General features: G+C 46.9%; 20 protein-coding genes and 1 pseudogene. 16 read left to right on the forward strand and 5 right to left on the reverse strand.

Annotated features, from left to right (window positions below; translation table 11 throughout):
- Position 1 precedes the first annotated feature (1 nt).
- The 8 genes from BST85_RS00910 (at position 2) to BST85_RS00940 (ending at position 8078) form a co-directional block, all read left to right on the forward strand.
- Complete coding sequence (locus tag BST85_RS00910) at positions 2-958, forward strand: GSCFA domain-containing protein (protein ID WP_181039928.1); 957 nt, start codon at positions 2-4, stop codon at positions 956-958.
- A gap of 74 nt (positions 959-1032) precedes the next feature.
- Positions 1033-1584: a DUF6252 domain-containing protein gene (locus tag BST85_RS00915; protein WP_104811540.1), complete on the forward strand. Its 552-nt coding sequence runs from the start codon at positions 1033-1035 to the stop codon at positions 1582-1584.
- A gap of 171 nt (positions 1585-1755) precedes the next feature.
- Positions 1756-3615, forward strand: coding sequence for an outer membrane protein assembly factor BamB family protein (locus BST85_RS00920; RefSeq protein ID WP_104811541.1), 1860 nt, complete (start codon positions 1756-1758; stop codon positions 3613-3615).
- 134 nt (positions 3616-3749) lie between these two features.
- On the forward strand, positions 3750-3905 hold the full coding sequence (locus BST85_RS14280) for a hypothetical protein (protein WP_181039929.1): 156 nt from the start codon (positions 3750-3752) through the stop codon (positions 3903-3905).
- Between the two features lie 48 nt (positions 3906-3953).
- Positions 3954-5123 (forward strand): MORN repeat-containing protein, encoded by a 1170-nt coding sequence (locus tag BST85_RS00925; RefSeq protein WP_104811542.1) that lies wholly within the window; start codon positions 3954-3956, stop codon positions 5121-5123.
- 69 nt (positions 5124-5192) lie between these two features.
- Complete coding sequence (locus tag BST85_RS00930) at positions 5193-5444, forward strand: hypothetical protein (RefSeq protein WP_104811543.1); 252 nt, start codon at positions 5193-5195, stop codon at positions 5442-5444.
- 22 nt (positions 5445-5466) lie between these two features.
- Positions 5467-7416 carry an ATP-binding protein gene (locus BST85_RS00935; RefSeq protein WP_104811544.1) on the forward strand — a complete coding sequence of 650 codons (1950 nt, stop codon included), beginning with the start codon at positions 5467-5469 and terminating at the stop codon, positions 7414-7416.
- A gap of 11 nt (positions 7417-7427) precedes the next feature.
- On the forward strand, positions 7428-8078 hold the full coding sequence (locus BST85_RS00940; RefSeq protein ID WP_104811545.1) for a response regulator: 651 nt from the start codon (positions 7428-7430) through the stop codon (positions 8076-8078).
- A 2-nt stretch (positions 8079-8080) separates the two neighbouring features.
- On the opposite strand, the gene metK is transcribed toward BST85_RS00940, so the two are convergent.
- From metK to BST85_RS00955, 3 genes are all read right to left on the reverse strand, one after another.
- The gene (metK, locus tag BST85_RS00945) at positions 8081-9337 is read right to left on the reverse strand and encodes a methionine adenosyltransferase (protein WP_104811546.1); all 1257 of its coding nucleotides are present in this window, start codon (positions 9335-9337) and stop codon (positions 8081-8083) included.
- Positions 9338-9573: 236 nt separating this feature from the next.
- Positions 9574-10839 carry an ammonium transporter gene (locus BST85_RS00950; RefSeq protein ID WP_104811547.1) on the reverse strand — a complete coding sequence of 422 codons (1266 nt, stop codon included), beginning with the start codon at positions 10837-10839 and terminating at the stop codon, positions 9574-9576.
- A 16-nt stretch (positions 10840-10855) separates the two neighbouring features.
- A complete protein-coding gene (locus BST85_RS00955) occupies positions 10856-11194 on the reverse strand; it encodes a P-II family nitrogen regulator (RefSeq protein WP_104811548.1) in 339 nt (112 codons plus the stop codon).
- 369 nt (positions 11195-11563) lie between these two features.
- On the opposite strand from BST85_RS00955, the gene ilvD reads away from it, so the two are divergent.
- The 8 genes and pseudogenes from ilvD to thrC all read left to right on the forward strand — a co-directional run bounded on the left by ilvD (position 11564) and on the right by thrC (position 23005).
- A complete protein-coding gene (gene ilvD / locus BST85_RS00960; RefSeq protein WP_104811549.1) occupies positions 11564-13243 on the forward strand; it encodes a dihydroxy-acid dehydratase in 1680 nt (559 codons plus the stop codon).
- A gap of 9 nt (positions 13244-13252) precedes the next feature.
- Positions 13253-14985: pseudogene (ilvB, locus tag BST85_RS00965) on the forward strand (biosynthetic-type acetolactate synthase large subunit).
- Between the two features lie 2 nt (positions 14986-14987).
- The gene (ilvN, locus tag BST85_RS00970) at positions 14988-15518 is read left to right on the forward strand and encodes an acetolactate synthase small subunit (RefSeq protein WP_104811550.1); all 531 of its coding nucleotides are present in this window, start codon (positions 14988-14990) and stop codon (positions 15516-15518) included.
- 11 nt (positions 15519-15529) lie between these two features.
- Positions 15530-17029 (forward strand): ketol-acid reductoisomerase, encoded by a 1500-nt coding sequence (gene ilvC / locus BST85_RS00975; RefSeq protein ID WP_104811551.1) that lies wholly within the window; start codon positions 15530-15532, stop codon positions 17027-17029.
- Complete coding sequence (gene ilvA, locus BST85_RS00980; protein WP_104811552.1) at positions 17026-18294, forward strand: threonine ammonia-lyase IlvA; 1269 nt, start codon at positions 17026-17028, stop codon at positions 18292-18294. Before ilvC ends, ilvA begins: the two co-directional genes overlap by 4 nt.
- A 47-nt stretch (positions 18295-18341) precedes the next feature.
- On the forward strand, positions 18342-20780 hold the full coding sequence (gene thrA / locus BST85_RS00985; RefSeq protein ID WP_104811553.1) for a bifunctional aspartate kinase/homoserine dehydrogenase I: 2439 nt from the start codon (positions 18342-18344) through the stop codon (positions 20778-20780).
- A gap of 3 nt (positions 20781-20783) precedes the next feature.
- On the forward strand, positions 20784-21707 hold the full coding sequence (locus BST85_RS00990; protein WP_104811554.1) for a homoserine kinase: 924 nt from the start codon (positions 20784-20786) through the stop codon (positions 21705-21707).
- A gap of 2 nt (positions 21708-21709) precedes the next feature.
- Positions 21710-23005, forward strand: a complete 1296-nt coding sequence (gene thrC, locus BST85_RS00995; RefSeq protein ID WP_104811555.1) for a threonine synthase — start codon at positions 21710-21712, stop codon at positions 23003-23005.
- On the opposite strand, the gene leuB is transcribed toward thrC, so the two are convergent.
- Both leuB and leuD read right to left on the reverse strand, forming a co-directional pair.
- Positions 23002-24120 (reverse strand): 3-isopropylmalate dehydrogenase, encoded by a 1119-nt coding sequence (leuB, locus tag BST85_RS01000; protein WP_104811556.1) that lies wholly within the window; start codon positions 24118-24120, stop codon positions 23002-23004. The two genes, thrC and leuB, sit on opposite strands and share 4 nt — an antisense overlap.
- A 1-nt stretch (position 24121) precedes the next feature.
- Positions 24122-24709, reverse strand: a complete 588-nt coding sequence (gene leuD / locus BST85_RS01005) for a 3-isopropylmalate dehydratase small subunit (protein WP_104811557.1) — start codon at positions 24707-24709, stop codon at positions 24122-24124.
- Between the last annotated feature and the right edge of the window lies 1 nt (position 24710).

Here is a 24710-nt window from a genome sequence, read left to right on the forward strand (position 1 = left end):
GATGAAATTCTTCACCCCGGTCAAGGGAATATCTGAAGGAGAGAACAAGATCGAGATCTCTTCAGAAATCTTTTTGTCCGGTTCTTGCTTTGCCGATCGTATGGCGGATAAGCTCAACTATTTTCGGTTTAACACCAGGGCGAATCCCTTTGGCGTCATCTTTCATCCCGTCGCATTGGCCAACCTCTACACACGGGCTCTCAATGATCAGTTTTTTGATCATAATGATGTGTTTCAAAATAACGGCTTGTGGCAGAGTTATTGGGCTCATTCCTCCTTCAGTTCTGTTGACCGCGAGGCCTTAATAGAACAACTGAATCTACAGTTGAAAGATATTAAGAAGGGAATGTTGGAGTCCACTCACCTGGTGTTCACTTTCGGAACGGCCTGGGGATATACCCTGATTAAAAACCAACAACTGGTGGCGAATTGCCATAAAATGCCCGCAGCTTGCTTTGAGAAGAAACTGTCACCTCCTAATGAAATTGTCCGACTGTGGAAATCCCTAATCCAGGACATCTCTTCAAGAAACTCCAAGCTTACCGTATTATTGACCGTATCTCCAATTCGACATCTCAAAGATGGGCTCATTCAAAATTCTCAGTCTAAAGCCAACTTACTGACGGCTGTTCACCAATTGGTCGATCAGTTTGGTTGCTGTGACTATTTTCCGGCTTTCGAGATCATGATGGATGAATTGAGAGATTATCGTTTTTATGATAAGGACCTGATACATCCTTCGTCTGAGGCTGTAGACCATATCTGGGATCAATTTTCCACTACCTGGTTAGATCCGGGTTTAGACACTTACTTAAAAGAAATCCACCAACTAAACCGCAAGCTTGCACATCGGCATTTACATCCGGAAAGTGAACAAGCAAAGGCCTTCGATCGGCAATTGGAGACCCAGATCGAGCAGCTAAAATCCCGCTATCCACACCTAAAGAATTTAGAATAAGGCAACTGCCCTATTGATTGCCCTTCTTGATTGTTGGAGTTTTGACCCATACTCTAATTAAAAACCCAACAGTTATGAAATTCATTAAGCAATCAATGTATTACACCCTGCTTTGTTTATCGATCGTTTTTGCTTCCTGTAATAGCGACGATGACGGAGACAATGGGGACAACGGAGACAACGGAGGAGGAGCCGAATTTGTGACCGCGAAAGTAGGTGGCGCGGACTTTGCCGCAGCTCAGAATCCAGCCGTTTTGGTCGGAGCAACCAAGGCCAGTCAGGGGGGGCTCAGTATTTTGACAGTTCAAGGAAGTAATAATGACGGCGACTTTATCAACTTTACTATTGTGGACTACAATGGTCCTGGAACCTATACCACTGGTGATGGTCTGACCAACGTTAGTCTTATACAGTATGGCGAATTAGTGGGGACAACCGGAGCAGATGTTTGGGCCTCTAATGCGAGTACTTCGGCCGTTGGAGGTTTGACGCCTGGCGAGATCAATGTGACCGTCGATGCTGACGGCGTCGTGGAAGGAACGTTTATGTTCGAAGGTTATAACGGAGCCGATATGTCCACCAAGAATATCACCAATGGTGAATTTAAAGCCAATCTGGATAACTAATATCCCATTCACGAAATCTCAGTGTTGAGGTTTTTACGTGGAGCCGGAGGGAAGGACTTTGTCCGACCTCCGGCTTGTTTGTAAAAGCCACGATTAGAAACAATTAGGGCAATTGCCCTATTGATTGCCTGCAGATTCCGTTCCACCTTTGAAACAACTAAAACCACGATTATGAAAACCTTAAGCAAACATTGGATGGCAGTTGGCCTCTCATTGATCGCAATGAGCTTTGTCTGGGCACAACGAGCCGAACAGCCTGACTATCGATACGATGTCGGCGGAAAGATTAACGAGATGACCCTTACCGAGGGTGGAACCATGGTGATAGCCACCAACGACGGTCTTGTCGGAATCAAGCCTGGAAGTAATGAACTACTCTTCAATTTTACCGATTATGGTCGCGTGAAGCCCGAAGAGCTACAATTCATCCCTTGGGCACCTTATGTGGTAGTTGGTCAAACCGGATTTGGTGCACTGATCACCAAGAAGGCGGTCATCGACTATATGTCTGGAAAAAAACTCTTCAGCACAGAGGAGAACGGTTGGAAGTACATCTATACCTGTGACGTGATGATGCCACAGAACAAGTTAGTGGTGAGTGGTCAACGAAAAGCTAAAGACAAATATGCCCTAGCAGTGGCAGTATACAATCTGGATGGTGGCCAACAGGAGAACTACATCGAATTGAAGGGGTCAGAAACTGTAACAGGACGTCCCTTGCTTCTTAAAGATGGTCTCATTCTTCCTACGGCCAAGAACCTGAAAAAGATCGACTTGAATTCCGGGTCTATACTGTGGGACATCAAAGTAGATGATATCAGCCGAATGGTTACAAATGCTGAGGAAACCGAGATCTACGGACTAGAAGGTGTTAATGGAGGTAAGAACACCAAGATCCATAAGATAGACGTCAACGGGAAGCTCCTTTGGGCCGATCCGTATAAGGTAAAGGGTCGGGTAGTGAATTTTGAGATCCTTCCAGAAGGGCTGGCCATAGTGAGTAATGTAGACAATTCCGGTAAATCCGGTGTGATGAAGCTGGCATCAGGTCGTTCCGAATCGAAGATTGCCTTCCTGGCAGCAGAAGACGGTAATGACCTTTGGGAAAAAGCACCTAAGACCAAGGGATTCGTACAGCATTTTTACATCATGGAGGATGGTATCCTATTTGGGATTTATGAAGGGGGGATCAATAAGATATCCTTCGATGGCAAGACCTTGTTCAAGAAACCTTTGAAAACAGGAGAGAACATCCTGACCATGGCTCACACGCCTCAGGGATTGATCTATATCACTTCCGAAGATGCAAATATCGTCGATCTGCAGACCGGTGATCAGGTTTGGGCAAAACCGCTCAAGTATAAGCGGGCAGACGGTGTAGGGTCAGACTATGACGAAAAGAACAACCGCTATTTGATCAGTGCAGATGAGGATCTGTTTGCCGTAGATGCTAATTCCGGGGAGGTTTCCAACCTGGCAGAGTCCAAGTTCGAAGGGGGTGAGGACCCTTCTGGAGTCGAAGTTCGGGACGGTGGAATCTTGCTCACCAGCAGTCAGAATATGATGATGTTGGGTTGGGAAGGAGAGACCAACTGGCATGAATACCACCGTGCCCCCGGGAAAAGTGCCTTTGGTGCGGCCCTTATGGGTGTATTGGCTGTAGCTAGTGCAGCTACTTCAATGGCTGCTTATGCCGAGGCCAATCAGTATAGGAACAGATTAGGTGATTATACCTCCAGAGGAGAGGCCTATGCCAACTTTGGGGATGCCATGGCCGTTGCCACAGGAGCTTCCATCGCCGAGATGCTGAAGCGATTCAAGGCTACGGCAGCTACTGAAAATCATCGGTTCGTCTTGACCAAATTGGAAGATGGAGTTGGTCTGGTAAAAGTGCATAAGGATACTGGCGCCATAGAAAAGGAGATCGTTCTCAAGGATAAGAAGCCAGAATACGAGGTAGACGAAAGAGGTGGAATCCTATACTACAAGGCAGATTCCGACACTGTCTTTGCCTACGATCTGAAAAAGTAATTGTGGAATAACTAACCAGGTTATGTTTAGAAGTACTTTACTTCTGCCCGGGCCCGGAACAGCTGTTCCGGGCCCGGGCTTTTTAACATCCCTGGGCATTTTTGTAACTTGAATTCCATCTAAACCTAATTGTCATGGGATCCCTGTTCCTGTGTCTTTTCTTATTGACCAGTTTTGCCTATGGTCAGGTTCAACAACCAAAAAGTACTAATACCGCAATCAATAGTGGTCCATATTGGGTCAAAACGGCCGGTGAAGGATTCGACCTTTTTGACCACGATGGTGCTTAACTGACCAATACAAGATCCCTGAAGTATCTTAAAACAGATACCCTAAGTGTGATAGATGACAATAGACGGGATGTCTATCTTTTGGCAGATTTCAAAGGTGCCGTCACCGGCGATAGGGGTCAGGCGGTGATCATTGCACGGAATGTGGCGAAAGACTTTTACCTGACCAATCCTAAATCTTTTGCCTTTTATCAGGGGGATCAATATGTAGTTGGTGATTTCAGCAACATCAATGGAAGTTACGTTTACTACGTGGGAGAAGTATCTACCACCTATCTGTTGGAAGGCATCCGAAATTACGCAGGTTGGGGGAGTCGTTCGGTGAAGGCCTTACCTTACTCGGTAGAGAATACCTATTGGTATCGAGATGTAGACAAAAAGGAATATGGAATAGTTGAAAAAGGCCGTGTCATGGATTATACCAGCGTGACCACAGCTGCGGATGGAAACGATATGGTTGTCAGTAAAAATGGCACCAAACGATATCGTTTAAAAGGATATTACAGTGCCTCTTCCTACGATTTTCAACCCGTAGAAAAGATAGAAGTAACAGCTGGTTCTAAGAAAGGGTGTGTATCTGGCGATTGCGCCAATGGTTGGGGCAAATACCAATATGACAATGGGTACTATGACGGGTTTTGGCTTAACAGCAAACGCCATGGTTACGGACTCTACAATTGGAGCGATGCGGGTAAATATATTGGCAGTTGGACAAACGATAAAATGGAAGGCTATGGGGTCTACATAGCCGAGAACAACGACAATATCATTGGATATTACAGGGAAGGTGAATTAAACGGCCTCGGAATAACGGTGACCGGGGATACCTGGAAACAGGGCGAGTTTAACGATGGAAACCTGAGTGTGGCCTACGATTTCTTTACCAATAATGTAGAAACGGGCTGTACCGCCGGAGATTGCTACAGCAAATACGGACGATATAAGTGGGACAATGGCGATTCCTTTACCGGCTTTTTCAAAAATGGTAAAATGCACATGGGTACCTACAAATTCGCAAATGGCGATAAATACAGTGGTATGTTTAATAGCAACAATCAATTTCACGGAATGGGGCGTTACTTCTATGATTCTGGTGAATATTACGGTGGCAATTGGAGCAATGGGAGTTATCAGGGCAGGGGATACTACCACGATAAAGACCTTGTGCAAAAGATCGGTGAGTGGAGTTCAGGTCAACTGGTCACCCCTTTAAAATAGGGTAGAATAGGTCAATTGACTTATTGATAGTTGGGTTGGTCGGAGCTAAATTGCTTAAAAATCTTCCAGATGATTGCCCAGCTTGTCATTATCTTGGTGCTAGCCACAGCTAGTCTTGTTTGTCTTTGGTTTGCCCGAATTAATCGTTCTTGCAGGGCAGAGCATTTGCTCGAAATGACCACAATGATCGACCGTCTGTCCCAACACAAATCCCAGATCACCATTCGTCAACAAGCCCTGGATGCATACCGTTTTCAGGAATACAATCTGAATGAGGCACTGAGACCTCAATGGGAAATAAGCCTGGATAGTGTAAATTAGTACAGCAACCAACTAACCGATCATGAAGATTTTCAGACTCTTGTGGATCATTTGCTTCGTAATTCCACTTCAGGCACAGGTAACAATTACGAATATCGACAGCGCCATGGCTGTCCTGCGATCCTCTCCGGAGGACACATCCAAAGCCATCTTGTATCAGAAAGTTGCAGGTCATTACAATGTCACGGCTCTGGATAGTGCCAAGGCGTTCGCCGAGCAGGGCCTTGCCTTATCAGAAAACCTGGACTACGACCTGGGACGTTGGACCAATTTGAATACCCTGGCCAATTATTACGAACGCAAGACCAGTTACGACAGTGCGATGATCTATTACAATCGTGCCTTAGAGATCGTAGAGGCCAACAACAGCACAAAAGGGTTTGCCGTCGTGCTCAACAATATCGCAACCGTGCATATCAGGCGGGGAGAATACGATACAGCTCTGGAGTATCTCTTCGATGCCCTTAAAGCGGAAGAGAAATTGGGTAATCGAAATGGTATTGCCCAGGCGTACAATAACATTGGTGTCGTCTATTACTACTCCCAACAATTTGACAAGACCACCGATTATCTGACCCGCGCGCTAGAGATCCAGGAAGAACTGGGAAATTTTGATGGCCTCATCAATGGTTACAACAACGTCGGTGCCATTTACGATTATCTACAGCAATACGATGATGCCATTACCTCCTACACAAAAGGACTAGAGATCGCCCGGAAAATAGAAGACCGCAAGATGGAAGCTACTCAGTTATCCAATATCGCAATTGCCTATTCCAACAAAGAGGATTTTAGTCGGGCGGAGGACTACTTCAACCAGTCTATTGAGATCCGGGAAATCATTGATGACGATTACGGTAGAGCGAATAGCTTCCTCGGATTTGGACAAATGTTCCTGAGCAAGAAGAACTACGATAAGGCGGAGCAATATGTAAAGAGATCCTTGGAAATTTCCCGAGCCAATGACATTAAGTTGGTCGAGAAAGAGGGAGTAGCAGCAATGGTAGACCTGGCGGAAGCCCGCGGAGATTATCAGCAGGCCAATGAACTGCTCTACGAATACATAGCGGTTAAAGACACCTTGCTGAATCGGGAAAATTCCAAAACCATGTTGGAGCTGGATACCAAGTACCAGACGGAAAAGAAAGAAAAAGAGATATTGCAACAGCGGGCCGAGTTGGCGGAAAAGGAGTTACAGGTAAAAAGGAAGAATAACTTGATATATGGTAGTTTGGGCCTGGCGATACTTCTGGGCTTGTTGGGTTATCTGGTCTACAATAGGCAAAAGTTGAAAAATGATCAGTTGAAGAAGGAAGCCGAATTGAAAACTGCCCTGGCCCGAATTGAGACTCAGAACAGGTTGCAAGAACAACGCCTTAGGATTTCCAGGGATCTTCACGATAATATTGGCTCCCAACTCACTTTTATAATCTCTAGCCTGGATAATTTGACCTTTGGTCTTAAGGACAAGGATTCGGCCACTACAAATCGCATTCAACGCATTAGCGGTTTTACCTCTCAAACCATCTATGAGTTACGGGATACCATCTGGGCCATGAACAAAGGCTCCATTAATGTGGAGGACCTACAGGCGCGTATTTCCAATTTTATCGATCAGGCGCGCGCTGCAAATGAAAAGCTGCAGTTCGAATTCAAGGTATCAGAGGAAGTTCCGGAGAACAGCTCATTCAGCTCGATTGTTGGAATGAATGCTTATCGCATCATCCAGGAGGCAGTGAACAATGCCCTGAAATATGCCGAGGCCTCTCAAATTGTCGTTTCCGTAGATGAGAAAGAGGGTAGCCTGGCTATTGCTATTAAAGATCATGGTAAAGGCTTCGACCTTAAACAGGCCGAACTTGGAAATGGCCTGAACAATATGAAGAAAAGAGCCCGCGATATCGGCTCCGAATTAGTCATAGAAACACAAGTTGGAGAAGGGACTTCCATCGGGTTCACTATGCCGGCATAATAGAAAAGATCATGGCCATCAAAATCGCAATAGTAGACGACAATTCATTCTTGATCCACGCCATAGAAGAGAAACTATCCTTCTTTGACGACCTCAAGGTAAAACACAAAGCTTTGAACGGCGCCGATCTCTTGGCCAGGTTGGAAGAGGACCACGTCCTGGATCTGATCTTGATGGATATTGAGATGCCCGTCCTTAACGGAATAGAGACTACCCAGGTGGTCAAACAGAAATATCCCCAGATCAAAGTGGTGATGTTGACAGCTTTTGACAATGACGAGAATATCTTCAATGCCATAAAAGCTGGGGCCGATGGTTACTTGTTAAAGGAGATCGATCCAAGGGCATTGCATGAAGGTATCTTGGATACGCTTAACGGGGGTGCCGCCATGAATCCCTCAATCGCTTTGAAGACCCTCAAACTCCTTCGCAATCCTGAGTCCATCAAAAATGAAAAGGATAAGGAGGCCATTTCCCTTTCTAATAGAGAGGTGGAGGTGTTGGAACAACTCAGTAAAGGGCTAAGTTATACCGCAATTGCCGACAATCTTTTTCTGTCTCCCAGTACCGTTAGAAAGCACATCGAGAATATCTACAAGAAACTTCAGGTCCACTCAAAGATAGAGGCGGTCCAAAAGGCCAGGGATCACAATATTATCTGAAACTACAGGCCGAAGGCTGATCGGACTTCATCAACGTAGTCCAATCGCTCCCAAGTGAATAACTCAACTTCCATTGTTTTTTCCTCACCGCCCGGAGTCCTGAAGGTTTTAGTCACTTTTTCGTTGTTACGCCCCATATGACCATAGGCAGCCGTTTCCGAATACATCGGTTGACGTAGATTCAGTCGGTCTTCAATGGAAGCCGGTCTCATGTCAAATATTTTGCCAACTTTTTCAGCGATTTCACCATCGGACATATCTACTTTGGAAGTGCCGTAGGTGTCAATGAAGATTCCCATGGGCTCTACCACTCCAATGGCGTAGGACACCTGAACCAGGACCTCGTTACAAACTCCTGCAGCAACCAGATTTTTCGCGATATGGCGGGTGGCATATGCCGCAGAACGATCTACTTTACTGGGATCCTTGCCACTGAAAGCTCCTCCGCCATGGGCACCTTTTCCGCCATAGGTGTCAACGATGATCTTGCGTCCGGTCAGGCCGGTGTCTCCATGAGGGCCGCCGATCACAAACTTTCCGGTCGGGTTGATATGGTATTTGATCTGATCATTGAACAGGGCCTTGGTCTCTGGTCGTAATTTGGCTTTGACCCGCGGGATTAAAATTTCTCTTACATCCTTATTGATCCTGTCTAACATGACTTTCTCGTCCTCGTCAAATTCGTCGTGCTGAGTTGAGAGTACGATGCTGTCTATGCGTACGGGTTTGTTATCATCGCCATATTCTATGGTTACCTGCGATTTGGAATCAGGTCTCAGGTAGTCCATTTCCCAATTCTCTCTTCTCAGAGCAGCCAGTTCGATCAGCAGTTGGTGGGAGAGATCCAAAGCCAATGGCATATAGTTCTCAGTTTCCCTGGAAGCATAACCAAACATCATTCCCTGGTCACCAGCTCCTTGTTCTTCTTTGGTAGCCCGATCCACCCCTCTGTTGATGTCGTCGGACTGTTCGTGAATAGCGGATAGGATACCACAGGAATTACCGTCAAATTGATATTCACCCTTGGTGTATCCGATACGGTTGATCACATCGCGTGCGATCTGTTGCACGTCCAAATAGATATTGGATTTAACCTCTCCTGCAAGCACCACCTGACCCGTAGTAACCAGGGTCTCACAAGCAACCTTGGATTGGGGGTCAAATGCCAGGAAATTATCGATCAATGCATCGCTGATCTGATCAGCAATTTTATCGGGATGTCCCTCGGAAACACTTTCTGAAGTAAACAGATAGGCCATAGTAAAAGTCAAATAGTTTTCGGGAAGATTTGACGAAAGCCTCGGCGGGAGTTTACACTGCCTTTAGCATTTTTTATCGAGGTTGCAATCAGTCAAATCTTTCCTCAGATTCGGCCACAAATGTACACAATAGTTCCCAACTCCAAAAGACCTATTTGCTCCAGAATTTTAAGGGACAAAAGTAGAAACCGGGAAGTTGATGGGGTCAGTGACTCCCCGGTATTACCACAGCGGGTTTAATGTTCGTTCATCCTAAAGTCAGGATAGGCATCCATTCCGTGTTCGAAGCCATCCAGTCCTTCTAATTCTTCGCGTTCTGAAACCCGAATACCGACGGTGCTCTTTAGGGTAAATATGATGATGAATGACGAAACAATACACATAGCGGCATACACGCCAACACCAGCCAATTGATACAACAATTGCTCCCAACCGGCCATCTGGCCAAAGATCCCTACTGCCAGGGTTCCCCAGATTCCACAGATCAGGTGAACTGCAATGGCTCCAACCGGGTCGTCCAATTTTAGTTTGCGGTCGATCAAGGTGATTCCTACCACCACCAACAGTCCGGCTATCAGTCCGATGATCACCGCCTCATTGGGGTTCATTTGATCTGCACCAGCTGTGATCCCAACCAGGCCTCCGAGTATTCCATTTAAGAACATGGTCAGGTCCAGGTTCCTAAAGAGAATGGTCGATAGGAAAAATGCTCCCATTCCGCCTGCAGCAGCTGCCAAACAGGTGGTAACTAGCGTTAGGGAGGTCGCTTCAGGGTCCGCAGATAAAACAGACCCTCCGTTAAAGCCAAACCATCCTAACCAAAGGATCAGTACACCCATGTTGGCCATGGGAATGTTGTGGCCGGGGATGGCTCGTGGTCGTCCATCCTTGAATTTTCCAATACGTGCCCCTAAAAGCCAAACGGCAACCAAGGCAGCCCAACCACCAACGGAATGCACCAAAGTAGAACCGGCAAAATCGTAGAAACCAGCCTCTTTTAAGATTTCACCCGCTTCATTGACCTCATTGCCCAGGGTAGATAAGAATCCTCCTCCCCATTGCCAGGAGCCGGCAATAGGATAGACCAGACCAACATAAAGCACCACAAAGATCATAAAGGGGCCGATCTTGATCCGTTCTGCCACTGCTCCGGAAACAATAGTTGCTGCCGTAGCTGCAAACATTCCCTGGAAGAGGAAATCCGTCCACCAGGTATAACCGCCACTAGCATATTCTGGGGTCATGCCATTTTCCGGTGGTGCAATTCCCGGAACGAAGGATCCGAGAAAACCGTTAAAGTCGCCTGGGTACATCAGGTTAAATCCAATGATGTAGTATAGCAATAAGCCGGAGGTAATGATAAAGATGTTCTTGAAAAGAATATTAAGTGTGTTCTTCTGACGTGTCAAACCCGCCTCCAATAGACCAAAGCCCAAGTGCATAAAGAAGACCAGGGCAGTGCAGATCATCATCCAAACATTATTTGCGGTAAAATTCTCCATGTTTTCTGGTCCTGCTTTAGTTTAATGTGTCCCCGCCGCTGTCTCCCGTTCTGATACGGTAGGCTTCCTTTATATCGCTAACAAATATCTTCCCGTCGCCAATCTCTCCGGTTTGAGCGGCGTCTATAATGGTCTTGATCGTAATCTCTTCAAAATCGTCATTGACCACTATGCATAAAAATCGACGCTGTATATCGGTCGTGCTGTAGTTTATGCCCCTATAAACATGGCCTTCTTTCTCGTTTCCCTGTCCAGTGACATCCCAATACGAGAAAAAATTCACTCCAACTTCGTGAAGGGCGGCCTTCACTTTGGAGTATTTAGATTTTCGAATGATCGCCTCTATTTTTTTCATAATACCATAATAAACCCCAAATTTAATAGGGGTGTTTAGTCAAAAATATTAGAATTAATTTTTTATACCCCCAAAAAAGTAGGGTATGTTGATAAAAATAATACTATAACGATGTAATTAACCATTTGTCCACAACGAGAATTGATAAGGTGGATCGAAATTTCCGGTTCAATTTTTTTTGCAATGCCAATAAAAAAGGGAGCTGAGACTGAAAATTTCATGAAATAAAATAATCTGAACGTAGGACACTTAAACTACATAAGTAATTGAAAAACAGATTTGTAGCTTATTAATCGTTGTATTGAACCTCGGGCTATGATCAGTATGTCGGATTTTTCGCTTTGATGATGCGATAATTTCGAATCATATATGAAGCTACCCAACACTTACAGTAAGACCATCACCCAGGATCCGACCCAGCCGGCAGCGCAGGCCATGCTCCATGCTATCGGCCTCACCAGAGAAGATCTTGAAAAACCCCTTATTGGTATCGCAAGTACCGGTTATGAGGGGAACCCCTGCAATATGCACCTCAATGATTTGGCGCTATTGGCTAAGCAGGGTGTGAACGATTCCGGAATGGTAGGACTGATCTTCAATACCATTGGCGTAAGTGATGGGATTTCTATGGGAACACCGGGAATGCGTTTTTCCTTGCCATCAAGAGATTTGATCGCGGATTCTATGGAAACCGTTGTTCAGGCCATGAGTTACGACGGCCTGGTTACAGTGGTTGGCTGCGATAAGAATATGCCTGGTGCATTGATGGCCATGATCAGGCTTAACCGACCCTCCATTTTGATCTATGGAGGCACCATCGATTCCGGTTGCCACAACGGCAAGAAATTGGATGTAGTCTCGGCCTTTGAAGCCTGGGGAAGCAAAGTGGCTGGTTCGATCACTGAGAACGAATTTCAGCAGATCGTCCAAAAAGCATGTCCGGGAGCGGGAGCCTGTGGAGGGATGTATACGGCCAATACCATGGCCTCGGCCATAGAAGCCCTCGGAATGTCACTGCCTTATAATTCGTCCAACCCGGCGCGGAGTGACTTAAAGACCCAGGAATCGATACAAGCAGGAGAGGCCATGCAGACCTTGATCGAAAAAGACATTAAACCCCTGGATATCATTACCCGGAAATCTCTGGAGAATGCCATTCGATTGGTGACCATTTTAGGTGGTTCGACCAATGCGGTCTTGCATTTTCTGGCTATTGCTAGGGCAGCAGAGATCGATTTTACGCTATCAGATTTCCAGCGTATCAGTGATACAACCCCTTTCCTGGCCGACTTAAAACCCAGTGGTCGTTTCCTTATGGAAGATCTCCATGAAGTTGGCGGTATACCGGGAGTGCTCAGATATTTGCTAACCAAAGGCTTGATCCATGGAGATTGCCTCACAGTAACCGGGAAAACACTGGCCGAAAACCTAATTGATGTAGAAGGCCTTAAAGAAGGGCAGGAGGTCATTCGGCCTGTAGAGAATCCCATTAAGTCTAGCGGACACATACGAATATTGACAGGGAACCTGTCTCCAACCGGAGCTGTTGCTAAGATCACTGGAAAAGAAGGTCTGAAATTTAGCGGTCCTGCGCGTGTATTCGATAGTGAATTCGATGCCAATGATGGAATTGTTAGAGGGGAGGTCCAAAAGGGAGAGGTCGTCGTGATCCGGTATGAAGGTCCTCAGGGGGGTCCGGGTATGCCGGAAATGCTCAAGCCCACTGCCGCCATTATGGGTGCAGGCCTGGGTAAGGAGGTGGCCCTGATTACCGATGGGCGGTTTTCTGGTGGGACACACGGCTTTGTTGTTGGGCATGTTACCCCTGAAGCACAAGTTGGAGGCCCGATCGCCCTGGTTAAAGATGGAGATATCATCTCCATAGATGCCGAGACCAATACCTTACAGTTGGATATCTCAGAGGAAGAAATGAAAAGTAGAAAGGCTGCCTGGAGGCAACCTGAATTAAAGACGAGCAGAGGAGCTCTCTACAAATACGCGAAAACAGTTTCATCAGCATCCACAGGATGCGTAACGGACGAAATCTAAACTCAGTTTATGCGAACCGATACACAGAAAAAATCAACCGGAACGGTGCAAGTAGATAATAATATCACCGGGAGTGAAGCAGTAGTTCGTTGCCTGATCGAGGAAGGTGTAGATACCCTGTACGGCTATCCGGGTGGGGCAATCATGCCGGTCTATGACGAATTGTACAAGTATCAGGACAAGTTGAACCACGTGCTGACCAGGCATGAGCAGGGGGCATCACACGCTGCTCAAGGCTATGCCAGGATCTCCGGTCGTGTAGGCGTTGCCATTGCAACCTCTGGCCCCGGGGCTACCAATTTCATTACCGGAATTGCCGACGCCATGATCGATTCTACACCCATGGTCTGCATCACCGGCCAGGTGCCCGCTCATTTATTGGGAAGTGACGCATTTCAGGAGACGGATATCATTGGTATTTCCACTCCAGTGACCAAATGGAATCATCAGATCACTTCTGCCGAGGAGATCCCGGAGGTAATGGCCAAGGCATTTTACATTGCTCGCAGTGGCCGTCCAGGTCCGGTACTGATAGACATTACTAAAAACGCACAATTCGAGAAGCTGGATTACCAGTATACACCTTGCAAGAAGATCAGGAGTTATAAGGCAGTACCCGATCCTGATATGACTAAGATCGAGGAGGCCGCTCAGATGATCAATGAGGCCAAAAGACCATTTATCGTTTGGGGACAGGGCATCATACTTGGTAAGGCAGAGGACGAATTAAAAGAGCTTATTGAAAAGGCAGGAATACCCGCAGCCTGGACCATTATGGGGCATCGGCCATTTCGACCGATCATCCGCTGAATGTTGGAATGGTAGGGATGCATGGAAATTATGCGCCCAATATCCTGACCAACCAATGCGATGTACTGATCGCCATTGGCATGCGGTTTGACGATCGGGTAACCGGCGATCTGAATCGCTATGCCAAGCAAGCCAAAGTAATCCATTTTGAGATTGACCCAGCAGAGGTAGACAAGAATGTCAAAACAGATCTGGCGGTCCTAGGAGATTCTAAAGAGACACTTTCGCTTTTGCTTCCATTGATACAGGAGAATAAACATCCACAGTGGCAGGCGCGTTTTGCAGAATTGGACCAGATCGAAGAGGAAAAGGTCATCAAAGATGATCTGTATCCGACCAAACCTGGGCTGACCATGGGAGAAGTGATCCGTGCAATCAATGAGCAGTCCGGCGGTCAGGCTGCCATAGTATCCGACGTAGGACAGCATCAAATGGTCGCCTGTCGTTATGCGCAGTTCAAGCAGACAAAAAGTAATATTACTTCTGGAGGATTAGGTACTATGGGATTTGCCCTTCCTGCAGCCATAGGAGCAAAGATGGCTGCGCCACAGCGGGAAGTGATCGCTGTGATCGGCGATGGGGGTTATCAGATGACCATTCAGGAGTTGGGCACACTGTTCCAGACACAGGTGCCGGTCAAGATCGTGGTGCTGAATAACGATTTCCTTGGGATGGTGCGCCAGTGGCAGCAGCTGTTCTTTGATAAACGCTATGCTTCTACCGAATTGGTAAACCCAGACTTTGTGACCATTGCCAAGGGCTATCAGTTGGAGGCTCATCGAGTTACCAAACGGGAAGAGCTATCGGATGCCGTCAAGGCGATGATCCAATCGGACAGGCCTTATTTCCTAGAGGTCTGTGTAGAAAAAGAAGATAACGTATTTCCGATGATCCCTTCCGGGGCAGCGGTTTCTGAAATTAGATTGAGCTAGATATGGAAGAACAGAATCAACTTTTTACCGTCTCTGTATACACGGAGAACAATGTGGGATTGGTGAACCGGATCTCGGCCATTTTCCAGAAAAGACATATCAATATCGAAAGCATAAATACCTCGATATCGGAGATCGTAGGTGTCTCCCGTTTTACTATCCTGGTCAATATCACCGAATCCCAGATGAAGAAGATCATTGGTCAGATCGAAAAACAGATCGAGGTGATCAAAGCCTTCTATCACACAGACGAGGAAACCATTTACCAGGAATCTTGTTTGTTTAAGATCAAATCGGACCTGCTTTTTGAGGAGAGACAGATCCAGAACATCATTAAGGATAGCAATGCACGGATCGTAACGGTTAACAAGGAGTTCTTCGTATTGGAGAAGTCCGGTAGAAGACATGAGGTAGATCTACTCTACCGAGAATTAAGTGCCTTTGGTATCATGCAGTTTGTCCGTTCCGGGCGGATTGCAGTGACCAAGGATGAGATGAAAATAACCGAAATGCTGGCAGCATTCACACATTAATCAAGCAGATCATGGCTAATTATTTCAACACATTAAGTTTAAGAGAACAACTGGATCAACTAGGTCGTTGCCGCTTTATGGATCGATCGGAATTCGAATCCGGAACAGCTGCCCTGGACGGCAAAAAGATCGTCATTATTGGCTGTGGTGCCCAAGGGCTAAATCAGGGTCTCAACATGCGAGATTCCGGACTAAATATTGCATATGCCCTACGGCAGTCTTCTATCGCTCAGAAGCGGGAGTCTTACCAAAAGGCTACACGGCACGAGTTTGAAGTGGGCAATTTTGAGGAATTGATCCCTCAGGCTGATCTGGTGCTGAATTTAACACCGGATAAACAACACAGTGATGTGGTAAAGGCTGTGGTACCTCTGATGAAACAGGGATCAACCCTGTCTTATTCGCATGGTTTCAATATAGTGGAGGAAGGTGTTAAGATCCGCGAGGATATTACCGTGATCATGGTGGCGCCAAAATGTCCAGGAACCGAAGTAAGAGAAGAGTATAAACGCGGTTTTGGTGTACCTACCCTGATCGCAGTTCATCCGGAAAACGATCCGGAAGGTAAGGGTTGGGACCAGGCTAAAGCCTATGCCTATGCTACCGGTGGTCACAGAGCGGGGGTGTTGGCCTCTTCTTTTATCGCCGAGGTAAAGAGTGATCTGATGGGAGAGCAAACCATCTTATGTGGAGTACTGCAAACGGGATCTATTTTGTGCTTTGACAAAATGGTCCAACAGGGCGTAGACCCGGCATATGCGTCTCGCCTGATCCAATTTGGTTGGGAGACCCTGACCGAGGCCTTGAAACACGGAGGGATCACCCATATGATGAACCGCTTATCCAACCCGGCCAAGATCAGAGCTTACCAGCTTTCGGAAGAATTGAAAGTCCTTTGGACGCCACTTTTCCAAAAGCATATGGACGATATCATGTCCGGTCACTTCTCTGAGACCATGATGGCAGATTGGGCCAAGGACGATGCGGATCTACTGAAATGGCGTGCTGCAACCGCCGAAACTGCTTTTGAAAAGACCGAACCAACAGCCGATCACATCAGCGAGCAAACCTACTTTGATCATGGGACCCTCATGGCTGCTTTTATCCGGGCAGGCGTGGAGCTGGCCTTCGACACTATGGTTGCCTCTGGTATCATCGAGGAATCGGCCTACTATGAGTCCTTGCACGAATTACCCCTGATCGCCAATACGGTGGCGCGCAAGAAATTATACGAAATGAATCGTATCATTTCCGATACGGCGGAGTACGGTTGTTATCTCTTTGACCATGCCTGTAAACCTCTGATGACGGAATTTATGAAGCAAGTTCAGCCTAACGATATTGGTCGTGATTTTACAGATGGTCAGGGAGTAGAAAACACAGACTTGATCGCGGTTAATGAAGCAATCGCGGCACACCCTATCGAGCAAGTGGGGCATACACTGCGTGCAGCTATGACCGCTATGAAGGCGATACATCAACACCCACCCAAGGAGTCTGTTTTAGCATGAGCATAGGTCCTACCACCGTTTACATACCATCCATGGAGGCAATCAAACGGACTGCCGAACGGTTGGCCCCGGTGGTACATCGGACGCCCTACACCTTCCACAGCAGACTGTCCAAGGAATACGATTGCGAGGTCTATGTAAAACGCGAGGACCTTCAGCGGGTGCGTTCCTATAAATTGAGAGGAGCCTATAATCGCATCAGTCAATTGGACCAGGAAGAATCTCTAAGGGGTGTTGTCTGCGCCAGTGCGGGGAATCACGCCCAAGGTGTGGCCCTCTCCTGTAAACTATTGAATATTTCGGGCATTATTTATATGCCGGTCCCAACGCCAGCGCAAAAGATCGAGCAGGTGGGTATGTTTGGCCAGTCTCAGGTTGAAGTACGGCTGGTTGGGGATAGTTTTGATGACGCCTATCACGCGGCTTTACTAGAATCCGAGGAAACAGGAAGGACCTTTATCCATCCCTTCGACGACCAGAAGGTCATTGAAGGTCAGGCAACGGTAGGCCTGGAGATACTGGAGCAATCTGGGGAACCGCTGGATTTCCTTTTTCTGCCGGTTGGCGGGGGCGGACTTGCAGCCGGAGTCAGTTCTGTCTTTCGGTCTAATTCTTCTTCTACACGGCTTATAGGTGTTGAACCGGCCGGAGCTCCTTCCTTCACCAGTTCCGTGGAGCAGGGAAAGCGGGTAGCACTAGAGCACATTGAGAAGTTCGTAGATGGAGCTGCGGTAAAACGGATGGGAGAATTGACCTTGGAAATTTGCAGGTTGAATAAAGTTGAGCCCGCAACGGTCAGGGAAGGTGCTGTTTGCCAAACCATACTGGAGTTCTACAATAAGGATGCCTGTGTGGTAGAACCGGCCGGAGCTATGAGCCTGACTGTTTTAGAACAGTATCGGGAAGCGATCAAAGGTAAGCGAGTGGCCTGTGTGATCAGTGGCGGGAACAACGACATTACCAGAACCAGTGAGATCAAAGAAAGGGCATTATTAGAGTCCTCTCTTAAGCATTATTTCATCGTCCGATTTCCGCAAAGGGCCGGTGCATTGAAGGAATTTGTGGCTGAGGTTTTAGGACCCGATGATGATATTACACACTTTGAATATACTAAGAAGACCAATCGGGAGAATGGGTCGGCAGTTGTGGGAATCGAATTAAAGCATTCTTCGGATCTACAACCCCTTATCCAAAAAATGAAAGAGCGAAGCTTTTTCGGTGATTACCTGAATGATAAGCCGGAATTGTTCCAGTTTTTGGTCTGATTTGTAGGAAATTATAACTATACTAGCATTCCCTAAACAACTAACCCGTGAAAGTCCTCAAGTTTGGAGGTACTTCAGTAGCCTCCCATCAGTCCATATCGGCTGTTATTCGAAATTTATTATCTCAAAGCTCATCGGGCCCCGTCATAGCGGTGGTGTCTGCATTGGGTGGAGTGACCGACCTGCTGCAGCAGGCGGGCGAACAAGCCGTTAACCAAGACCAGTCCTACAAGACAACATTGGCCCAGATCCGTGAACGCCACCTTGAGGTGGTACACGAATTTGATCTGAGCAAACAAGACGAAAAAGACATTACAGCCATTTTGGACCTCTTGGACCTGATTGTCCTTGGGCTCTTCGCCATAGGTGAATTCTCTGTGATGAGTCGCGATAAAGTGCTCAGTTTTGGTGAATGGATGTCGTCCATCATTATCTCTAAGGCCCTGGCCAAGCAGTCCTCGAATTCCCAATGGGCAGATAGCCGAGAACTGATCGTTACCGACGAACAGTTTACCTGCGCTGGCTTGTTGATCGATGAAACTAAGATCAGAGTCAGGGAGTACTTTAAGAAGAACCAGGCAGCCATAACCATTATGCCCGGTTTCATCTCACGTAGCCGAAGTGGTTACATCACCACTCTAGGCAGAGGAGGTTCGGATTATACAGCTGCTATAGTTGCAGCCTCCCTGGAGGCCGAAGAACTTCAGATATGGACCGATGTTTCCGGGATGTATACAGCCCATCCGAAGTGGGTGAAGCAGGCGTTTCCCATTGAGGAATTATCCTATCAGGAAGCCATGGAGTTGTCTCATTTTGGAGCCAAGGTCATTTATCCGCCTACCGTACAGCCGGCTTTGCAGAAACAGATTCCTATTCGAGTGAAGAATACCTTCGCCCCAGAGGATCAAGGTACGCTCATTTCGGCTAAGGTGAATAATGACAGGGGGATCATTAAAGGGATAAGTCACTTGCCGGATATAGCCCTGATCACCTTGGAGGGCAATGGTATGGTCGGTATCCCGGGTTTTTCAAAAAGACTCTTCGAAACCCTCTCCCTCAATAAGATCAATGTAGTAATGATCACTCAGGCATCCTCAGAGCATTCCATTTGTGTCGGTATTCAACGCGAAGAATGCGAGCGGGCCAGGCAAGTCATCGACGGGGAATTCGCTTACGAGATCTCTCTTGAAAAGATCAACCCTATACTGGTAGAGGTCGATCTATGCATCGTTGCGGTGATCGGAGACAACATTAAGGGTCACCAGGGAGTGAGTGGTAAGATGTTTAGCGCATTAGGCCAGAATAATGTCAATATTAGGGCCATTGCCCAAGGGGCTTCAGAGCGGAATATTTCGGCAGTCATTGACAGCCGTGATGTAAAGAAGGCGGTCAATACCTTACACAATTCATTTTTCGAGAAACAGGTCAATCGGCTCAATCTTTTCATTAAAGGTGTAGGTAATGTGGGCGGGATCCTACTGGAACAGATCCGGCAGCAACGAGATCATTTGCTCAATGAATTATTGGTCGATGTGCGGGTTTGCGGAATATCCAACTCCCGTACTATGGTCTTCTCAGAGACGGGAATAGACCTGGACAATTGGCAGGAGGAATTGGCTTCCGGGGAAACTCAAGAGTTCGATTCCTGGATGAATCGGATCATTGAAATGAATCTGCGCAATAGTGTTTTTCTGGATGTAACGGCTAGTGAGGAAGTGGCAATGAGCTATTCCAACTATTTGCGGAAGAGCATAGCCGTTGTGGCCTGTAACAAAATTGCTTGTTCATCAGCTTATCACAATTATAGAGAATTAAAATCCCTGGCCAGGGAATATCATGCTCCATTTTTATTTGAGACCAATGTCGGTGCAGGTCTACCGGTGATCAATACCTTAAAGAATCTGATCAATTCCGGAGACCGTATACGGTCTATACAGGCCGTGCTGTCCGGTAGTCTTAACTTCATCTTCAATCATTTGGATGCCACCAATTCCTTCCACGACATTGTGTTGCAGGCTCAGCAAGAAGGGTATACCGAACCCGACCCGCGAATCGACCTGAGTGGAGTAGATGTGATGAGAAAGATCCTAATACTTATTCGGGAAAGTGGTGTGCCGATGGAATTGGAGGATATCGGCAACGAGTCCTTTTTGCCGAATGCGGTTGATCAAGCCGGATCGGTTGACGAATTTTTTGCTCTTCTGCAGAAAGAAGATGCTTTTTTTACTGAACGTTTTGTCGATGCCCAGAAGAAGGGTTGCAAGCTCAAATACGTGGCCGAGTTTACAGATGGAAAGGCCAAGGTTGGATTGAAAGAGATCCGGGAAGGCCATCCCTTTTACAACTTGGAGGGCAAGGACAATATTGTCTTGTTCTACACTGACAGATATAGTGAACAACCGTTGATCATCAAGGGTGCCGGAGCAGGATCTGAAGTTACTGCATCAGGGCTCTTCGGGGATGTGATCTCACTGGCTAAAAACTGATGTATGGACAAGGTCAAGGTCTTCTCTCCGGCTACGATTGCCAATGTTTCCTGTGGGTTTGACACCTTGGGTGTGGCTCTGGACGACCTGGGAGACGAGATGACTCTGACTAAAAGAACCGACAATCAGCTCGTTATTACCTCCATTCAAGGAGCCGACCTACCCACTGATCCGGACCGCAATGTTGTCAGCTGGGTGATCGGGAAGATCCTCAAAGATATCAACACTGGAACGGGAGTAGATATTGAAATAAAAAAAGGTTTTAAACCCGGAAGTGGTTTGGGTAGCAGCGCTGCCAGTGGTGCTGGTGCAGCTTTTGCAGTTAATGAACTTTTGGGAAGACCATTAAAGACCAATCAGCTCATTGCCTATGCCAGGGAAGGGGAGAGATTGGTCAGTGGAGCTCCTATAGCAGACAATGTCTCTGCAGCCTTACTGGGTGGTTTCATCTTGGTTAGGTCCTATGAACCGTTGGAGGTTATTTCGCTGCCGGTTCCGGACAATTTGGCTGTAGCGGTGATTCACCCGCAGATAGAGATCCAAACTGCAGCAGCCAGGGATATATTACCGGATCAGATCAGCATGAGCTCTGCCATTACCCAATGGGCCAATCTGGGCGGGCTAGTCTCTGCTCTCTACGAGGGTGATCTACCCCTCTTTGGGCGATCCCTTCGAGATGTGGTAGTAGAACCGCACAGAAAGAAATTGATCCCCGGCTTCGACCAACTTAAAGAAGTTGTTATGGACCATCACGCTCTGGGATTCGGAATATCTGGTTCCGGGCCGTCGCTCTTTGCTTTCTGTGAAGGGATGAGCAAAGCCCGAGAACTAACTCAATTAATGCAACAGGAATACGTCCATACGGGAATTGAAGCCAAGGTGTATGCCTCGGTCATCTCCAAACTGGGCTGCAGATTGATCGATTAGCTATGAATTACATCAGTTTGAACAAGAAGGCCGGTGCGGTCAGTTTCCGAGAAGCTGTGGTTAGGGGTCTGGCTCCGGACAAAGGCTTGTATTACCCGGAGAATATACCAATGCTATCTGAAGAGTTACTCAGTAATTTCAATAATCTATCCGATCAGGAACTAGCATTGAATGCGATCCGGCCATTTATAGGGGACGAAATTCCGGCTACTCGCCTTTCCACTATAGTTAATGAGACCTTGAGCTTTCCATTTCCAGTAAAGCAAGTGGAGGAAGCAATCTCTGTTTTGGAACTCTATCATGGACCCACTTTGGCTTTTAAGGATGTAGGTGCCCGGTTTATGGCGCGCTGCCTGGGGTTCTTTAATGAAACTTCGGGAGATGAAAAGATCACTGTCTTAGTCGCAACCTCGGGTGATACTGGAGGAGCCGTAGCCGATGGATTCTTCGGTGTGGAAGGAGTGGAAGTGGTCATTCTGTATCCCAAGGGCAAGGTCAGTGAGATACAGGAAAAGCAATTAACAACCCACGGCGGAAATATACGTGCCCTGGAGGTGGATGGAACCTTTGACGATTGCCAGGCCATGGTCAAACAGGCCTTTCTGGATGCTGAGATCCTGGAGAAAAGACCCATGACTTCGGCTAATTCCATCAATGTGGCTCGTTGGATGCCTCAGATGTTCTATTATCTCTCTGCGGTGCGCCAGATGGGAAGTTCTGATAAGATCGTCTTTTCCGTACCCAGTGGAAATTATGGAAACATCTGTGCAGGCATGCTGGCTACGAAGATGGGATTACCCATACACCATTTCATCACCGGTACAAATGCCAACAAGGTAGTCCCGGATTACCTATCCGGAGGCATATATTATCCAAAACCATCGGTGGCCACTATTTCCAATGCCATGGATGTAGGGGATCCCAGTAATTTTATTCGGATCAGGGCGCTTTATGATTTTGATGAAGATCTGCTCAAAAGTTGGATGAGCGGATACTCCTTCAATGATGAGCAAACTTTGCAAGCAATTCGTAAACTCTACGAAGCTGAAGAATACCTGATGGAACCGCATGGAGCCATTGGATATTTGGCCTTGAAGTCCTTCTTAAATGGATTGAAGGAGACGGTTCAAGGCGTCTTCCTGGAAACTGCACATCCGGTCAAATTCCTAGATGTGATGCCCAAAGAGCTTGTCGAAAAGATCGAGATTCCTGCACCAATAAAACAGCTGATTCAGAAGCCTGCACACAAAACCGGTATATCCAGTTATGCAGATTTAAAGTCCATTCTGCTGGATTAAATGATGGTGGACTGACCTAAGTGAATGTTGGCGTAGTTCAGGTTGGTCTCGTCCGGGTTGGTGATAAAGTCTTCTATGAAGTCTCCAACCTGTCGCGTACTGATCCTGTTTCCGTTCTTGTTGAGGTCTGGAGTCGTGATATCCAGTTCCAGTGATTTATCTACCGCATCCCTTATCCGCTGGGCTTCTTCCGTCAGGTTAAAATGATCCAACATCATGGCCGCAGAAAGTATGGACGCAATTGGATTGGCTATGCCTTTTCCTTTTCCCTGGGGGAAAGAACCATGTATGGGTTCAAACAAGGCAAACTGCTCTCCAACAGAGGCTGAGGCCAGTAAACCGATAGAACCTCCAATTACTGAGGCTTCATCGCTGATGATGTCCCCAAACATGTTTTCTGTAAGGATGACATCAAACTGTCCGGGGTTTAGTATCAGTTGCATGGCGGCATTATCCACGAATAGAAAATCCAATTCAACATCTGGATATTGACTACCCATTTCAGTGACCACCTTGCGCCAAAGTCGCGAGCTTTCCAGGACGTTAGCTTTGTCTACTAGGGTGAGTTTATTGTCTCTTTGACGAGCTGCCTTAAAAGCGAGATGTGCAATGCGTTCGATCTCTTCACGGGAGTAGGCGCATAGATCAGAAGCGTAGTTTCCGTCTTCGCTCAATTGTTTTTCCCCGAAGTAGATTCCGCCGGTCAGTTCCCGATATATGCTGATGTCCGTACCGGCTATCTTTTCCTCCTTAAGTGGAGACGCATCCAACAAACTATCGTATGCTTTTACTGGTCTGATGTTGGCGAAGAGTCCAAGGGACTTTCTTAGCTTCAATAGGCCTTGCTCTGGTCTTACAGGGGCTTCTGGGTCGTTGTCATATTTGGGGTCACCGATGGCACCAAACAGAACTGCGTCAGTATTCTTGCATAGTTCCAGGGTTTTCTCGGGTAATGGACTCCCAGTCTCGTCTATAGCAACAGCCCCAACCGGAGCCGATTCAAAAATAAAGGTGTGCTCAAATTCTGTGGCAATGGCCTTGAGGGCCTTAACAGATTCTGCTGTCACCTCCGGTCCGATGCCATCTCCTGGTAATAATGCGATGTTCAGTTTCATACTAGTACTTTTTGGTTTCGAAGGCCTCGATTTTATCCTTCTTACTGATCAGGAAGTCGATGTCGTCATATCCGTTGATCAGACACATTTTCTTGTATGGATCAATTTCAAAATTGATCTGCAGTGTTTTATCCTCCGTCCTCAAAAGTTGTTTCTCAAGATCGACCACCAATTGGGTAGAAGGATCTTGTTTTACAGCGTCAAAAAGACGCTCCAGGAATTCCGGACTAACCTGTATAGGTAACAGGCCGTTGTTCAAGGAGTTGCCCTTGAATATATCCGCAAAATAAGAGGAAATCACCACTTTGAAGCCATAGCCAACTAAGGCCCAGGCAGCATGTTCCCTGCTGGAACCACAACCAAAGTTGTCTCCGGCAACCAGGATCTGACCGTCATAGGTCGAATCGTTCAGGGGGAAACCGGGAATTGGCTGATCTTCTCCGTCGTATCTCCAATCGCGAAAGACATTATCACCAAAGCCTTTTTTGTCCGTTGCCTTAAGGAATCGGGCCGGAATGATCTGGTCCGTATCCACATTGTCCACGGCAAGGGGAACAGCTCTCGATATAAGTCGATCAAATTTTTCCATG

Origin of the sequence: Aureitalea marina, from assembly GCF_002943755.1 — a bacterium.
GTDB lineage: Bacteria > Bacteroidota > Bacteroidia > Flavobacteriales > Flavobacteriaceae > Aureitalea > Aureitalea marina.

What these genes read in the sequence shown, in the direction of transcription:
- BST85_RS00940 (WP_104811545.1), top strand. Translation starts at nt 7,428, where the DNA reads ATGGCCATCAAAATCGCAATAGTAGACGACAATTCATTCTTGATCCAC.
- thrC (WP_104811555.1), top strand. Translation starts at nt 21,710, where the DNA reads ATGAATTACATCAGTTTGAACAAGAAGGCCGGTGCGGTCAGTTTCCGA.
- ilvD (WP_104811549.1), top strand. Translation starts at nt 11,564, where the DNA reads ATGAAGCTACCCAACACTTACAGTAAGACCATCACCCAGGATCCGACC.
- BST85_RS00915 (WP_104811540.1), top strand. Translation starts at nt 1,033, where the DNA reads ATGAAATTCATTAAGCAATCAATGTATTACACCCTGCTTTGTTTATCG.
- BST85_RS00950 (WP_104811547.1), bottom strand. Translation starts at nt 10,839, where the DNA reads ATGGAGAATTTTACCGCAAATAATGTTTGGATGATGATCTGCACTGCC.
- BST85_RS00920 (WP_104811541.1), top strand. Translation starts at nt 1,756, where the DNA reads ATGAAAACCTTAAGCAAACATTGGATGGCAGTTGGCCTCTCATTGATC.
- leuD (WP_104811557.1), bottom strand. Translation starts at nt 24,709, where the DNA reads ATGGAAAAATTTGATCGACTTATATCGAGAGCTGTTCCCCTTGCCGTG.
- ilvN (WP_104811550.1), top strand. Translation starts at nt 14,988, where the DNA reads ATGGAAGAACAGAATCAACTTTTTACCGTCTCTGTATACACGGAGAAC.
- metK (WP_104811546.1), bottom strand. Translation starts at nt 9,337, where the DNA reads ATGGCCTATCTGTTTACTTCAGAAAGTGTTTCCGAGGGACATCCCGAT.
- ilvA (WP_104811552.1), top strand. Translation starts at nt 17,026, where the DNA reads ATGAGCATAGGTCCTACCACCGTTTACATACCATCCATGGAGGCAATC.
- ilvC (WP_104811551.1), top strand. Translation starts at nt 15,530, where the DNA reads ATGGCTAATTATTTCAACACATTAAGTTTAAGAGAACAACTGGATCAA.
- BST85_RS00990 (WP_104811554.1), top strand. Translation starts at nt 20,784, where the DNA reads ATGGACAAGGTCAAGGTCTTCTCTCCGGCTACGATTGCCAATGTTTCC.
- BST85_RS00910 (WP_181039928.1), top strand. Translation starts at nt 2, where the DNA reads ATGAAATTCTTCACCCCGGTCAAGGGAATATCTGAAGGAGAGAACAAG.
- BST85_RS00935 (WP_104811544.1), top strand. Translation starts at nt 5,467, where the DNA reads ATGAAGATTTTCAGACTCTTGTGGATCATTTGCTTCGTAATTCCACTT.
- leuB (WP_104811556.1), bottom strand. Translation starts at nt 24,120, where the DNA reads ATGAAACTGAACATCGCATTATTACCAGGAGATGGCATCGGACCGGAG.
- BST85_RS00955 (WP_104811548.1), bottom strand. Translation starts at nt 11,194, where the DNA reads ATGAAAAAAATAGAGGCGATCATTCGAAAATCTAAATACTCCAAAGTG.
- BST85_RS00930 (WP_104811543.1), top strand. Translation starts at nt 5,193, where the DNA reads ATGATTGCCCAGCTTGTCATTATCTTGGTGCTAGCCACAGCTAGTCTT.
- BST85_RS14280 (WP_181039929.1), top strand. Translation starts at nt 3,750, where the DNA reads ATGGGATCCCTGTTCCTGTGTCTTTTCTTATTGACCAGTTTTGCCTAT.